We start from the raw sequence: 13,847 nt of genomic DNA, 5'->3' as shown, positions 1-13,847 counted from the left end.
ACTTAAACAGTAATTGCGATTGATTTAGCTTAATATAAGCAACACCTATGTTTAGTCTGCACAAAGGAGAATCGGCAAAGTGGATGGTTTACGAGGAAAGTTTCAAGAGTTTTTAATTACTTGGTTAGAAAGATATATGCCTAATCAGGCAGAGTTGGCTTTTGATGGCTTAGTTTTAGCTTGGTTAGTATTGTTTACTGTTTTTGTGCATTATTTTTTGCATGGCCCAGTTTTTGGTTTAGTAACTAAGTTAGCCACTAAAGCTAAAGGGAATTGGCAGCAATTGCTACTTACGCATAAGCTATTTCAACGTGTCGCTTTTATTGTTCAAGCCATAGTATTGCAAGTGCAAGCCGGTTTATGGTTTGAAAGTACCGATTCATTGTTATGGTTTATTAAAGTTGCGACTGATCAGTGGATTTTATTATTTAGTTTATTAGTGTTCTTTTCCTTTTTAGATTTTTTAGAAAGGTTAGCCTATAGCAAAATTACAGAGATGCGTTTCCCGCTTCGTGGTGTGCTGCAAACAGCTAAGCTAATAGGAAGTATTTTTGTTGTGGTATTAGCTGTTTCATTATTTATGGGTAAATCGCCACTCTTGTTATTAAGTGGTTTGGGTGCTTTATCAGCAGTATTAATGTTGGTGTTTAAAGATCCTATCCTAGGTTTAGTTGCGGGTATTCAATTATCAGCTAACTCAATGTTGTCTGTGGGTGACTGGCTAGAAATGCCTAAATATGGTGCAGATGGCGATGTGATTGATATAGGTTTAACCACTGTTAAAGTACGCAACTGGGATAAAACCATCACGACAGTGCCTACTTATGCCTTGATCTCAGACTCTTTTAAGAACTGGCGCGGCATGTCTGAGTCGGGAGGTCGACGAATTAAACGTAGTGTTTTAATTGATACTAGTAGCATTTGTTTTTTAGATGAAGCTATGATTCAACGGCTAAGTAAAGCAGAGTTGCTAGGCAGTTATTTAGAGCAAAAGACTAAAGACATAGAACAGTCCAATAGTAAAAAGCAAGTTGATATGTCGCTGACTATAAATGGTCGCAGGCTAACCAATATAGGTACCTTTAGAAACTACTTACTATCTTTTTTAAAGTCGCATCCGTCTATTCATCAAGAAATGACCTTATTAGTGCGACAGTTAGGCCCAACGACCGATGGCTTGCCAATTGAGATTTATGCCTTTACTAATACCACTAAGTGGGCTGAATATGAGAATATTCAAGCAGACATTTTTGACCATGTGTTTGCCGTATTACGTGAGTTTGGTTTAAGAGCGCATGAGTCACCAACAGGGCACGATATTAGGGCATTAAGAGGACCGTCATCATCAAGCTCGGTGCTAAGTGTTGAAGCCAAGCCACAGCAGGTTGAACAAGGTTAATAAACAATAAAACCGCCCAAATTGGGCGGTTTTTAGTTGAAAACTTTATTTTAGTAAAGCACTAAGGTCGGTCTTGTAACCTGCGAGTTTTAAAGTCTGATTCAGCTTTCCACTTTGGCCAATCGCCATTGTTAGCTAATTGCGTAGCAATATCGACTATTAATTCAATATCTTGTTTAACACCACCTAATGACCATTCTGGAAAATAAATATCGCTTTCTTTATGGTACCTGTGAGCTATGTAGTCAGGGTCGGTATCGCCTAAGCTCATAAATAATAAACTTGGTACGCCTTGTTTTGCTAAAGAAAAGTGATCAGAACGGAAAAATAGACCGTTTTGCGGTCTAGGATCCATTTTCACACTGCGGCCTTGGGCCTTGGCAGCTTGTACTAAATAATCTTCCATTTCTGATAAGCCTTTACCATACTGTAAAATATAATCAGTACCCTCTAAAACATTCATACCGTCAATATTTAATAAAGCGACCATTTGTTTGGTTGGAATAATATTGCCACGGGCAAATTGTTCTGAGCCAATTAAACCGGTCTCTTCAGCGGTAAAGTTAACAAATACTATTGAACGCTTAAAAGGTTTGTTTTGATGCATTTTTGCCATTATACGCGCTATTTCTAAGGTAGCGGCTGTGCCTGAAGCGTTATCGACAGCACCATTAAATATTTTTGTTCCAGTTTCTGTTTCAATAGCACCAAAATGATCCCAATGAGCACCGATAACAATGTATTCATTTGGTGATTCGCTGCCAGTAAGTTGCGCCACCACATTATGTGATTTAGCCATGACTAGCTGATTTTTTAGGGTTAAATTTGCTTGGCTATTAAGGGCAACTGCTTTGAACTCAGGGCTAAGAGCTTGTTGCTTTAACTGATGATAATCAAGATTTGCTTGTTGAAAAACAGCTTCAGCGGCTGCAACATCTATCCAGCCCATAATAGGAATTTGTGAAGCATTTTATTGTTATCCATTAAGGTATATTTACTGCCGGTGTTAGAGCTTTCTACAACGCTCCATGGGTAAGCAGCAGGGGCGGTTTCATGGACAATAAATACCGCAGCGGCACCTTGACGTGCGGCTTCTTCGTATTTATAAGTCCAGCGACCATAATAAGTCATTGCATTACCGGTAAATAAATCATCGTCTTGGGTAGCAAAGCCAGGATCGTTTACTAAAACAATGATTGTCTTACCTTTAACATCAACATCTTTAAAGTCATTCCACTGATACTCTGGCGCCTTAATACCGTATCCAACAAAAATTACATCTGAGTTTTTTAACTCTATTAATGGCTGAATTTGTTGGGTACGAGCTGTAAAGTCGCTACCTGCGGTAAAGTTTAATTCACCAATAGTTAAATGCATATTTGGGTCTGGTGTTAATTGAGCGATCTCAACCGGCTGTAAATACTCACCAGCAACAGCACCTATTAAGCCTATATCTTGATACTGTTTAGCTAAGTAGTTGATGGTTAAGGTTTCGCCAGCTGTTAAAGGTCCACGGCCAGCAAATTCGTCTGAGGCTAATACTTTGATATCTTGGTGTACATTGTCTAAATTAACTTCTACAGTAGGAATGTCATTTTTAGTCACAGATGCCGGCTCTGAGCAAGCTACAAGTAGCAAGCTAAGCAAAGCACAACTAATTTTTAATCGAGTCATTATTTATATACCCATGAGTAAACAGAGTTTGACTATAAAGTATAGTGCGACAAGATGTCTATACATGAGGTAGAACAAGCTTAATTAGCTTTATTTGGCCATTATTCACCCTGCTAGTTGATAGGGAAGCTTAGCGATGGAATTATTTAATATAGATATAGAACAAGTTGTCAAAAATATCGTCCAGTTATTTATTGCACTGTTGTTACCATTTTTAACGGCATGGGAGCGAGAGTCTAGTAGCCGCTCGGCAGGATTACGTACTTTTCCGTTAGTGTCTATGGCAGCTTGTACTTTTACCATTTTAGCTATGTCAGCATTTACTGATCCTGATGCACAAGGCAAGATTATTGCTGGTATTGTGACGGGAATAGGCTTTATTGGGGCGGCGCTATTTTAAAAAGCTCATCCCAGGTTAGTGGCACCTCCACTGCCGCTGCTATTTGGTCAACCGGTGCTGTTGGTATAGCAGTTGGTTTAGAGCGGATAGAGATTGCCATAGCTTTAAGCGTAATGACTTTTGTGACATTAAAAATTATAGGTAAAGTGAAAAACAAGATTGTTTAGTGCTTCATTATAATAAATCGCAGTTACTTAATCTCAACTATACTTACTAAACTTATTTTTAATTAATTATTTATTTGGAGTTGTGCATGGCTGGCGGTTGGACACGAGATGGCGCCACTCAAGAGCAAATAGATGCTAGCGTTGAAGACGCAGTACAGCAAGCTAGAAGCCAATTAAACCAGGGGGAGAGTCTAGCGCACTGTGAAGAGTGTGGCTGCGCTATCCCTAAGGCACGACGCGAAGCAATTCCCGGTGTTCGCATGTGCGTGCAATGTCAGCAGCAGTTAGAAAAACAACAAACGGCATCTTCAGGTATTAATCGTCGAGGTAGTAAGGATAGTCAACTAAGGTGAGTTGTGATTAATATCTGTTACTGCAGGCACAGAAATTCGTATGGAATTAACTGGTGCTAAATTTCACGGTAACGCTAACCAAATTCACTTAGTTAAAGAAGATTTAGATAATGCTGGTACTTTTGTTGCTGTAGCCTCTTCTGACGGCGTTTTAGATGGTACTGGTGCTGTTACTTTCTTAACTAAAGCTGGTATTACTATTGGTGCTGGTACACGTTTAGCGTTTTCATTATTTCTAGTGGCACTGTTTAGCAGATATCGTTCCAGTAGGTTTAAAAATTGAAAACACGACTTGTACAACTGCTGAATCTAACCAGTCAGTAAGTATTCGTGCTACTTATGCTAGAACAGACGGTGGTACAGGTTTAATATCGAAGGTGGTGTTTCTAGTACAAAAATTATCGATATAACTCCGCAATTCTATGCTTTACATGGCGGCACTACAGCTGAAGTTGAAGTGAACGCAGAAGTGCTGATAGCGCTGGTGCAGCTGTAGTTGCTCGTACTGAGTTTGTTATGATGCATCTGATGTGACTAACCAGTTAGTTGCTAAGCAGCACGAAGCTGTTTATAAAACAGCTTTCTATGACCGTGCGCCTGTTTTAGATCGCGCGCTGTTGTATTACAAGTTGATGACTACCTAAAAACTGCTTTTGTTGCCTCTTCTGACCCACGTTCAAACGTTGAAATGGGTTTATGGAATGCACGTTTAGCAGCAACAGGTGTTTTAGATACTCAAGAAGTTGTTGAATCAGGTATCCTTTGGGGTGAGTTTGGTACAACTTTAGCTACCGCTACAGTGTATGACACTTATGCTACAGACGTGTTCACACCAGATGCAACTGGCGGTGACCCAGAAGTTAACCCTGCTGCAGTAGGCACAGTATTAGATGGTGCTTTATACAACGAAATGTATTATGTTGTTACTAATACATCTCCAGCTGATATCATGAACTTTAACTACAAAGTTAACACGCACTACACGTTAGACTTCGATGATGCTAACTTGCTTGATCACTGTGAAGCGAACAAGTTAACTCACAACATCGGTGTTAACGGCGCTGTATTAAAGTACCTTATACCTTTAATGCAGAAGGTAACTTCGTTCGTATTACTAACGAGCATAGCGAAGCTGCTGAAGTAACTGTTGATGTTTTCGGCGAATCAGCTGATGGTACTGTTGCTAACCGTGCTGTTGAAGCTGTATCTTTAGGCCAAGTACCTGCTAAATCATCAGTAGTTTACTTTATTCCTGACGTAATTGCTCAAGCTGAAACTGAAGCTGGTTACTTAGGTGCTGACGGTGGCTATGCTGCTGGTGCAACTGGTGTTGAAACTAGCTCACACGACAGACGTCAAACTATGACATTCACTGTTACTGCTCCTCGTGACAAAGTTCACGGTTTCGGTGTACAGCGTTTATCAACTGGCGACCGTGTAACTCCAGTATTAGACTTAAACGACTGGAGAGAGTAATAACTCTTTTTAGTTAGTTAATATTAAGCCCTCGTTATCGAGGGCTTTTTTAATTAAGGAACATAAATGAAGTTAATAAAAATTGTTTTTGTACTGTTAGGTACTTATGGCTGCAAGGTTGTGCATCCCCTCAGGAAGCTGAAATTAATGCTCTAAAAGCCGAGTTGGCAGAAGTAAAGCAATTACAGGCTCTAATCGCCCGTAAAATAGGTATGGGTGATCGCGTAAGGCCTGACTCAATTGAAATGGCGGACGGTATACGTGTTGGAAGCAACAACGCCAATGTAGCCATAATTGAATTTACAGACTTACACTGTCCGTTTTGCAAAAAATTTCATGAAGAAGTATATCCAGAGTTAAAACAAGCGTATATCGATACCAATAAGCTTTTATTTGTAGGCCGTGAATTGCCATTACTGAATTTACATAAAAATGCGGTATGGCAGCGGTAATTTTACGCTGTGCAAACCACAAAATAAATATGCAGAGGTTAAAAATGAGCTGTTTTCAATTGGTGCCTCAGGCTTAACTTTAGATTATCTCAACACGATCCCAGATACTTTTTCTTTAGATAGCGACGCATTTCAACATTGCTTAAAAAATACTGATGTTCACAATAGCGTTACGTTATCAGCAAAATATGCCAGTGAAATGGGGTTAGGCGATACACCAGCCTTTGTTATAGGCCGTATTGATGGCGATACTGTAACTGACTATGAAATTATTGTTGGTGCAAAAGCGTAGAAGAGTTCAGTAAAATTATTGATGAGCTAGCAAAGTAAGGCTAGATTTATTATATAATACTCTCTAGTTTTAATACTTTGTTATCTTAGTGTGTTAAACACTTGGTTTGGCAATCTTAGTCTGCTTTTAACGATGCATCTTGACCATAGTAGTACATCTTAGGTTCAGTTACAGGATGTAAACTATGGTCTTTATGTTTAACGGTAAGAGTATAAGGCTAATTACTCAGCAATAGTCTACACTGTATTGAGACTAGTTTGTTTGTGCATTAAGTATAAAATGGCAGCTTTGTAATTTATGTTATCTCCTTTTTGTTTTATCAAGCATAAACTAAACACGGGGCTGTTCCATGTTGGCATTTCTATTAGGCTTACCTCGCTATATTAAGCGCGCAATTTCGGTATTATTTGATGTTGTGTTTTTAAGTTGTTCTTTCATTGGTGCTTATTTTCTTACTCAAGGTACAGATTCTTATCAAGCAACTAGTATTGCACTTGCCTTTGTTATCACTTTACCGTTCACATTATTGCTTTTTGTTAAATTAGGGTTGTATCGGGCAGTTATTCGTTATATTGGCCAGCATGCCTTAGGTGCTATATTGGCTGGTATTGTAAGTAACGCCATTATATTAGCCTTATTATTTAAAGCCTTTGACGTTGAAGATAAGGGTAACTTAATTTTTGTTTACGCTATTTTATCTTTAATTAGTGCAGGTGGTATTCGCTTATTGGCCAGAGTGTTTTTTGTGCAACGTAATAATGGCCACAAAGAACGAGTATTAATTTACGGTGCTGGCTCATCTGGGCGTCAGCTTGCTCAAGCTTTATTTAATGGTGAGCAGTATCATCCAGTGGTATTTATTGATGACGATACAACTTTGCAGCGTTCAACAATTTTGGGTATTCCGGTTGGTAATCCTTCAGCTATAAATATTTTAGTTAAAAAGAAAAATGTTAGTCGTATTTTATTAGCCTTGCTTCGGCTTCGCGCTCACGTCGGCGTGAAGTATTAGACTCGCTAGAAAGTTACCTATACCTGTGCAGTCTATTCCTGGTATGAGTGATTTAGTTGATGGCTCAATGAAGATTGATGAGCTACAAGATGTTAAAATTGAAGATTTATTAGGCCGTGAGGCACAGTAGCACCACAAACTAAATTACTGGAAGCCAATATTCGCGGTAAAGTGGTTATGGTAACCGAGCTGGTGGTTCTATTGGCTCAGAGTTGTGTCGGCAAATTTTATTATGTGCACCAAAAGCATTAGTGTTGTTTGAGCGCTGTGAGTTTAGCTTATACACCATAGAGCAAGAGTTAAGTGCAACCATAGCTAGGCAACAGCTAGAGATTAAATTACTACCTATTATGGGCTCAGTGCAAAGGCGTGAGCGGATGCAGTCTGTTATGTCTGCTTTTATGGTAGATACGGTATACCATGCTGCGGCTTATAAGCATGTGCCGCTGGTTGAATATAATATTGTTGAAGGCGTGACTAACAACGTTTTTGGCACCTGGTACGCGGCTGAAGCCGCCATTGCGCTAAGGTAGAAAACTTTGTGCTTATTTCAACTGATAAAGCGGTTAGGCCAACAAATGTAATGGGCGCGTCGAAGCGCTTAGCAGAGTTAGTATTGCAAGCTTTAGCTAAGCGGCAAACAAAAACCCGTTTTTGTATGGTCCGTTTTGGTAATGTATTAGGCTCTAGTGGCTCGGTAGTACCTTTGTTTAGAGAGCAAATTCGCCGTGGTGGCCCTGTAACGGTAACTCATAAAGATATTATTCGTTATTTTATGACTATACCCGAGGCGGCGCAGCTAGTTATCCAAGCTGGTGCTATGGGCGGCAGTGGTGATGTATTTGTGCTAGATATGGGCGAGCCGGTAAAAATAGCTGATTTAGCAAGGCGAATGATCCATTTAATGGGGTTAGAAGTAAAGATGAAGTTCATTCCAGTGGTGATATAGAAATACAATACACAGGGTTACGCCCAGGTGAAAAGTTATTTGAAGAGTTGTTGATTGGTGATAATGTTCGAGATACTGAGCATCCAAGAATTATGGCGGCTGATGAGGTGTGTTTAACTTGGCCTGAAATGGAAAGGGTTTTGTTGCAACTAGATGCTTACTGTAGTGACTTTGCTGTTCAAGAAATAGTTGACTTATTGCAAGCAGCGCCAACGGAGTTTAACCATTCAAGTGTGACTGATTTGGTTGCAAAAGCCAGAAAAACAGAAGTAATAGATATTAATGCACAGTTGGCAAAAAAGCTTTGGGTCAGTAGCAGGCTTTTAGCTTTAAAATCGTTAAGAGGCTTAAAAAAATAGATAAGTTAGTTGAGTATAGTAGTCTTTTAGTTTACTCTTAACAGTAATTGTAAGTTTAAATTTGGCATAAGGAATTAGTGATGAAGAAATTAGTTATTGCCGCTTCGGCGTTGTTGTTATCTTTAGGTGTTAACGCTCAAGATGATAAAGCAGGTGGTTTTTTTGCCCCTGGTAGTACTATTGGTGGTGTAGCCACTACAACAGTAGCAGCTGGTGTAGTAGGTGTGGCTGTTGTTGCTGCAATAGTGTCTAACAGTAGCAGTACTTCAGTGGTAACCCCAGTTGACCCAGTAGAAACCTGTAATACAGGTGATGCAGCTCCCGTAAATGGTATTTGTACAGGTACCACTACTACTACTGTTACTGGTACGGGCACCGGTACTACAACTGCGACTGTAACCTTTACTTACCCTGCAATTGTTCAGTAAGTTTTAAGTCGTTTAAAAAGCCGCCACAGGGCGGCTTTTTTATTGAAATATTATATATTAAAAGTAGTAAATCACTTCTTTAATATAGTCGCTTTTAGGGTAATATTTATACTTTTTTAGGTTGGGTATTCTATGGTTTTGCTGAAATGGTTGGCAGCTGCAGCTGTAATAATAGTCTAACGTCATGTGCAGGTACTTATCATTCGTATAAAGACACGCTACAACTAGCTTTTACTCGCCAACCTGATGCCAGCTTAACCTTGGCAGAGGTATCTAACGCAGACTTTGACTTCTTATATGTGACTCACGGTGACCGTCCGCAAAGTGTTATGGCGTTAATGTTTGTAGAGCAGGGTGACTTAAAATGGATTTCTTCTGACCAAGCTATGCTTATTACCAATAATGGCCGTATTACCAAAACCTTAGGCTTTAGTAATGATTTACTTAAGCTAACAGCTACAACTACTGATCCTATTGCTAACTGGCAAGCTATAAACGAACAAAGCCATTGGCAGCGCCTAGTTGATTGGCGTGCAGGTGAGTATGGCTATAGCGTAAGCTCATCTTTTAAGGTGGAGACAGGGCATACCATTAATGTTTTTCAACAAGATATTGCAGTAACTAAGGTAATTGAATACTTAGATTATGCTACTCCTGCTAACTTTTTGCGCTTCGATCAACGCTGGCAAAATATATTTTGGTTTGATGCCAGCAGTGGTGTTCTGCTGCAAAGCAAACAATTAGCCCCCTTTACTGAGCCTATGCAATTGATTTTTGTTAGTAAAGTAGCAAGAGAGCTAGCTAAGCAGGCGCAGCTAAGTAAAGCGGTGAAAACGGAGCAACCAGCAGCATGAAATTTGTAATAGCTATTATGGGGTCTTTATTTCTGTGCATTGTTTAATGGCACAAGCGGAAGTAAAGGTACAGATAAACCAACAGCTTTATATTTATGCTGCTGAACAACAATCACAAATACCTCGGTTGGCAGATGTTTTAGCGCCTGTTGCCTTAACTGATAATTGGTACTGGCCCGCATCAGCTTTGTTTAAAACCGATGACAACAGCGCCCAATTACTGCAGCAGAAAATTTTACAACAGTTAAGCCAGTTGCAGCACGACTATGCAACTGATGCTGATGTACAGCAAGCTTTAAACAGTATGACAGCACAAATACAAGCTTGGTCATTAGCGACTAGGGTGTTAATCCCTATAGATTACGACTTTGCTAGAGCAAAACCGTCGCAAAATCCGCGTTTTATACCAGGCAGTTACCTATTACAGCTTTATAAAAGGCCCAGCCAATTAAGCGTATTTGGCTTAGTGCAACAGCCAAGTCGTATTAGCTATAAAAATGCAACTAAGGTAGGCGACTACATCTCAGATATTTCGCGACTAGCTGCAGCTGATAAAGGCACTTTATATGTAGTGCAACCTGATGGCCGTATTATCAAAGTAACTCTTGGTGCTTGGCAGCAGCAAAAAATTGAAGCTATGCCAGGAGCGCAATTATTTGTGCCTTTTAAACCTGCGATGTTCTCTGCTAAATGGCAGCAATTAAACCAAGATATTTTAGCATTAGCACGTCATAGGGTTTTATTATGAAAGCTAGAAGTTTTAATACGCCTAGTGTAAAAGCTAGACGCATTTCGTTATTAGCCTCAGTTATAGGCTGTGCTGTTTGTTCATTTAATACTATGGCGACTGAGCAGGATACGCCATCGTCTGTAGTAAAGACCTGGCAGTTACCAGCTAGTGGTGTTTCGCAAATGGTCCATGGTGGTGTCGGCTTATTCAAACCCCGACTGCACGTATGGCTGAAGCTGGTGATATGACGATTAATTATACCGATAACGAAGAGTATCGTTTTGGGTCGTTTAGTTTACAGCTATTTGACTGGATGGAGTCGACGGTGCGTTATACCGATGTTCGCACTCGGTTATATAGCAACTCACCTGGATTTAGTGGTGATCAAACTCTTAAAGACAAAGGTATAGATGTTAAGTTTCGTTTGTGGCAAGAAAGTACTTATTTACCACAAGTTTCTGTGGGCTTTCGTGACTTTGGTGGCACAGGTTTTTTTGAAAGTGAATTTTTAGCCTTTAGCAAAAAGTGGCATGACTTAGATTTTCATCTTGGTATTGGTTGGGGCTATTTAGGTAGCGCAGCTAATATTAGTAATCCATTTTGTGAAATAAAAGATAGCTTTTGTCAGCGTCCTGGTGGCTTTAGTGGCTTAGGCGGTAAGATTGATTACCAGCGTTTCTTTAAAGGGCAGCTTCTGTATATGGCGGCATTGAGTACCAAACCCTTGGCAGCCGCTAACTTTAAAGCTGGAATATGAAGGTAATGACTACAGCCGTGATAGAGCAGGTGAGTTAACCCAAGATAGCCGCTGGAACCTTGGTGCTGTATATAAGTGGAATAATTTTAGTTTTGATCTCAATTATCAGCGAGGTAACACTCTTGGTTTTGGGGTGCATTATGCTTTAAACCTACACCAGGCTAAACAGGTTAAAATTAAACCAGCTATGCAGCCTATACCACAAGTTTTAGCAGAGAAAGTTAGCATTACTGATAAAGATATAATCCCCAGAATGTTATTAACGGAAGCAGGTTTTTTATTGCAAACCTCTAGGGTGACGGATGATGAATTTATTATTTATGGTCAGCAACTAAGTTACCGTGATGATGCAGAAGCAACAGAGCGGATAGGCCGAATATTAGTTAATGAAATCCCCAGCTATATTAAAAGGATTAGAGTAGTCGAATATGCGGGCAATTTAGCTATGGTTGAAAAGGTGATAGAGGTTGAGCCTTTTATAGCTGCTGCCCGTTATGATGTGTTAGAGCCTAATGTCCTTTCTACTTATGTTAGGCAAAACCAGATGAAACCATATTGGCAATGGCAGATATCCCTTATTCAACTGGTTTTTATACCAGCATGGAAGCCTTTTGGATCCAGACCTTTGGCAACCCTGAAGCATTTTATATGTATCAAGGAGGGGTGTTTTTAGGTGGTGGCTACCGTTTAGGTGAAAACTTTAGTGTTAATGCGACTGCCAAAGTTACTTTATTAGAGAATTTTGATAAGTTTAATTATAAAGTTGATGCGCAGGATACTGGTGTGCATAGGGTACGTACTTATATACGTGAGTATGTAACAGGCAACAGGTAAGTATGGAAAACTTATATCTGCAATGGCAAGATCAGTTATCAACTAATGTGTTTGCTCAAGTGTACGGCGGCTATTTAGAAACTATGTATGGCGGTGTAGGTGCAGAAATGCTGTATCGTCCGTAGATAGTAACTTTGCTATAGGTTTTGATGTTAACTACGTTAGGCAGCGCTCTTACCATAATGATTTAAAGTTTTTTGATTACAATGCTTTTACCGGCTTTGTTAACCTATATTGGAAACCAGAAATACTGCCTAATACTCAACTAACCTTTAATATTGGTCAGTATTTAGCAAAAGATAAAGGGGTGACTATTGAAGCGGCCAAACGTTTTGATAGCGGTATTGTCGTGGGCGCTTATGCGGCATTAACTAACTTATCGGCCGAGCAATATGGGGAAGGAAGCTTTACTAAAGGCTTTTTTGTTTCTATACCCTTTGACTTGTTTTCATTACGGCCAGCTAAAGGCCGAGGACGCTTACCTGGGTACCTATTGCCCGCGATGGCGGCCAGAAGTTAAATAAGCCAATTAACTTGATTGATGCCACTGAAAGCCGGTCGCCATTTTTTGATTAAGAAACCGCCCAGCAAGCAGTGACGAGTTTGCTGGGCAAGCGGTGACAAGTTACCTTTGGTAACAGTGACGAGTGACCGCAGCAAAGCTGCTAGTTACCGCTCACTTTGTGAGCTAGTCACTGTTCGCCCTGCGAACTAGTCACTCACCACTAAACACTCACCACTAAACACTCACCACTAAACACACTCACCACTAAACACTCACCACTAAACCTCACCACTAAACACCTCACCACTCACCACTCACTTCAACCCTATTCCTGCCATTACTCTTCGCTGCATATAACGCCGTATCAGCGGCTTTAATCAGCTGACTAGCTTTAGTGTTTTTATATCGGCTATAAGGCTACAACAGCCAATGCTAACAGTGAGTAGCTTGCTAACATCAGAGTGTTTGTGTTCTATAGCTGCTTCTTGTAACAATTGTTGAATTTTCTTACTCACATTCATAGCGTCTTCTAAACTGCTATCGGGCAGGATAAGGGCAAACTCTTCGCCACCATAACGAGCGGCTATGTCACCTTGTCGTTTTAATACTTCGCTTAAGCAATTGGCTAGGGTTTTTAAAGCATCATCACCCGTTTGATGGCCGTAGTAGTCGTTGTATAGTTTAAAACGGTCAATATCTAACATGACTAAGCTTAAGGGGGTGTTGCTGCGGGCGCTACGCTGTAGTTCTTGTTGTAAGCATTGATCAAAGCGGCGACGGTTAGCAATGCCTGTCAAGCCGTCTTGCATGGCTTGTTGCTGTAGGTCGGCATTAGCTAATAATAATTGTTGTTGCATGCTGTGTAGTGACTGGCGATAGGCGACACTTTGTAAAGTATTAGCGATCATTTCGCCTACTAATTTAAGGCGGCGTAAATCATTGCTGGTCCAGTTCGGGTGCGGCCAATCATATCGCAGCCGACAAAACCAATAAGTTTATCACCAGCACGGATGGCACAGCACAGAATAGATTGAATATGCTCCGGACAAACTCAGCTTGTTCAGCGTGCGCTTCTGCTGGTAGCTTAGAGACATCACTAACATTGAAATAAAGGTTTCTTGCATAGTTTTATAAAAATAAGGCAGCGCATGTTGTGGATATTTTTTTGTAGCTCGTCTTTATGCGCAGTTACGCCTTGGCGCACCC

Annotated in this window: 18 protein-coding genes and 3 pseudogenes; 17 read left to right on the top strand and 4 right to left on the bottom strand. The window is 40.2% G+C overall.

From position 1 onward, the window contains the following. Positions 1–79: 79 nt before the first annotated feature. The gene (locus RDV63_RS00125; RefSeq protein WP_313907513.1) at positions 80–1,399 is read left to right on the top strand and encodes a mechanosensitive ion channel family protein; all 1,320 of its coding nucleotides are present in this window, start codon (positions 80–82) and stop codon (positions 1,397–1,399) included. Between the two features lie 61 nt (positions 1,400–1,460). Here RDV63_RS00125 and RDV63_RS00120 read toward each other — a convergent pair whose 3' ends face one another. Together RDV63_RS00120 and RDV63_RS00115 are read right to left on the bottom strand one after the other, a co-directional pair. Continuing rightward, positions 1,461–2,348, bottom strand: a complete 888-nt coding sequence (locus RDV63_RS00120; protein WP_313907512.1) for a M28 family metallopeptidase — start codon at positions 2,346–2,348, stop codon at positions 1,461–1,463. Beyond that, on the bottom strand, positions 2,336–3,073 hold the full coding sequence (locus RDV63_RS00115; RefSeq protein WP_313907511.1) for a PA domain-containing protein: 738 nt from the start codon (positions 3,071–3,073) through the stop codon (positions 2,336–2,338). Before RDV63_RS00115 ends, RDV63_RS00120 begins: the two co-directional genes overlap by 13 nt. Before the next feature lie 136 nt (positions 3,074–3,209). Here RDV63_RS00115 and RDV63_RS15220 point away from each other — a divergent pair. The 16 genes and pseudogenes from RDV63_RS15220 to RDV63_RS15215 all read left to right on the top strand — a co-directional run bounded on the left by RDV63_RS15220 (position 3,210) and on the right by RDV63_RS15215 (position 12,656). Next, positions 3,210–3,640, top strand: a pseudogene (locus RDV63_RS15220) (MgtC/SapB family protein). A gap of 86 nt (positions 3,641–3,726) precedes the next feature. Further along, a complete protein-coding gene (locus RDV63_RS00100) occupies positions 3,727–3,993 on the top strand; it encodes a DksA/TraR family C4-type zinc finger protein (RefSeq protein WP_313907509.1) in 267 nt (88 codons plus the stop codon). A 40-nt stretch (positions 3,994–4,033) separates the two neighbouring features. Then, complete coding sequence (locus RDV63_RS00095; RefSeq protein WP_313907508.1) at positions 4,034–4,276, top strand: hypothetical protein; 243 nt, start codon at positions 4,034–4,036, stop codon at positions 4,274–4,276. Between the two features lie 405 nt (positions 4,277–4,681). After that, positions 4,682–5,137 (top strand): hypothetical protein, encoded by a 456-nt coding sequence (locus RDV63_RS00090; RefSeq protein WP_313907507.1) that lies wholly within the window; start codon positions 4,682–4,684, stop codon positions 5,135–5,137. 496 nt (positions 5,138–5,633) lie between these two features. Then, entirely contained in the window at positions 5,634–5,921 is a 288-nt protein-coding gene (locus tag RDV63_RS00085) for a thioredoxin domain-containing protein (protein WP_313907506.1), read from the top strand. After that, the gene (locus tag RDV63_RS00080; RefSeq protein ID WP_313907505.1) at positions 5,902–6,213 is read left to right on the top strand and encodes a hypothetical protein; all 312 of its coding nucleotides are present in this window, start codon (positions 5,902–5,904) and stop codon (positions 6,211–6,213) included. Before RDV63_RS00085 ends, RDV63_RS00080 begins: the two co-directional genes overlap by 20 nt. A gap of 349 nt (positions 6,214–6,562) precedes the next feature. After that, the gene (locus tag RDV63_RS00075; RefSeq protein ID WP_313907504.1) at positions 6,563–7,225 is read left to right on the top strand and encodes a hypothetical protein; all 663 of its coding nucleotides are present in this window, start codon (positions 6,563–6,565) and stop codon (positions 7,223–7,225) included. Between the two features lie 212 nt (positions 7,226–7,437). Continuing rightward, a pseudogene (locus RDV63_RS00070) lies at positions 7,438–8,174 on the top strand (UDP-N-acetylglucosamine 4,6-dehydratase family protein). After that, positions 8,171–8,533: a polysaccharide biosynthesis protein gene (locus RDV63_RS00060; protein ID WP_409934848.1), complete on the top strand. Its 363-nt coding sequence runs from the start codon at positions 8,171–8,173 to the stop codon at positions 8,531–8,533. The pseudogene RDV63_RS00070 and the gene RDV63_RS00060 overlap by 4 nt, the downstream one beginning before the upstream one ends. Before the next feature lie 80 nt (positions 8,534–8,613). Continuing rightward, entirely contained in the window at positions 8,614–8,961 is a 348-nt protein-coding gene (locus tag RDV63_RS00055; RefSeq protein ID WP_313907502.1) for a hypothetical protein, read from the top strand. A 146-nt stretch (positions 8,962–9,107) separates the two neighbouring features. After that, complete coding sequence (locus RDV63_RS00050) at positions 9,108–9,815, top strand: YjbF family lipoprotein (protein WP_313907501.1); 708 nt, start codon at positions 9,108–9,110, stop codon at positions 9,813–9,815. A 46-nt stretch (positions 9,816–9,861) separates the two neighbouring features. Further along, positions 9,862–10,563, top strand: coding sequence for a capsule biosynthesis GfcC family protein (locus tag RDV63_RS00045; RefSeq protein WP_313907500.1), 702 nt, complete (start codon positions 9,862–9,864; stop codon positions 10,561–10,563). Continuing rightward, positions 10,560–10,793, top strand: a complete 234-nt coding sequence (locus RDV63_RS00040) for a hypothetical protein (RefSeq protein ID WP_313907499.1) — start codon at positions 10,560–10,562, stop codon at positions 10,791–10,793. Before RDV63_RS00045 ends, RDV63_RS00040 begins: the two co-directional genes overlap by 4 nt. Then, positions 10,790–11,302 carry a YjbH domain-containing protein gene (locus RDV63_RS00035; RefSeq protein ID WP_313907498.1) on the top strand — a complete coding sequence of 171 codons (513 nt, stop codon included), beginning with the start codon at positions 10,790–10,792 and terminating at the stop codon, positions 11,300–11,302. The genes RDV63_RS00040 and RDV63_RS00035 overlap by 4 nt, the downstream gene beginning before the upstream one ends. Continuing rightward, on the top strand, positions 11,292–11,975 hold the full coding sequence (locus tag RDV63_RS00030) for a YjbH domain-containing protein (RefSeq protein ID WP_313910366.1): 684 nt from the start codon (positions 11,292–11,294) through the stop codon (positions 11,973–11,975). The genes RDV63_RS00035 and RDV63_RS00030 overlap by 11 nt, the downstream gene beginning before the upstream one ends. Beyond that, a pseudogene (locus tag RDV63_RS15215) lies at positions 11,864–12,656 on the top strand (YjbH domain-containing protein). The gene RDV63_RS00030 and the pseudogene RDV63_RS15215 overlap by 112 nt, the downstream one beginning before the upstream one ends. Positions 12,657–12,941: 285 nt before the next feature. On the opposite strand, the gene RDV63_RS00010 reads toward RDV63_RS15215, so the two are convergent. Then, a complete protein-coding gene (locus RDV63_RS00010; protein WP_313910362.1) occupies positions 12,942–13,019 on the bottom strand; it encodes a GGDEF domain-containing protein in 78 nt (25 codons plus the stop codon). Then, positions 13,019–13,549 (bottom strand): diguanylate cyclase, encoded by a 531-nt coding sequence (locus RDV63_RS00005; RefSeq protein ID WP_313907496.1) that lies wholly within the window; start codon positions 13,547–13,549, stop codon positions 13,019–13,021. The genes RDV63_RS00010 and RDV63_RS00005 overlap by 1 nt, the downstream gene beginning before the upstream one ends. Positions 13,550–13,847: the final 298 nt, after the last annotated feature.

The sequence above is a fragment of the Rheinheimera sp. MMS21-TC3 genome, assembly GCF_032229285.1.
Taxonomy (GTDB): Bacteria; Pseudomonadota; Gammaproteobacteria; order Enterobacterales; family Alteromonadaceae; genus Alishewanella.
Note: the sequence above shows the minus strand (reverse complement) of the source record. Positions and strands in the feature narration are given on the sequence as shown.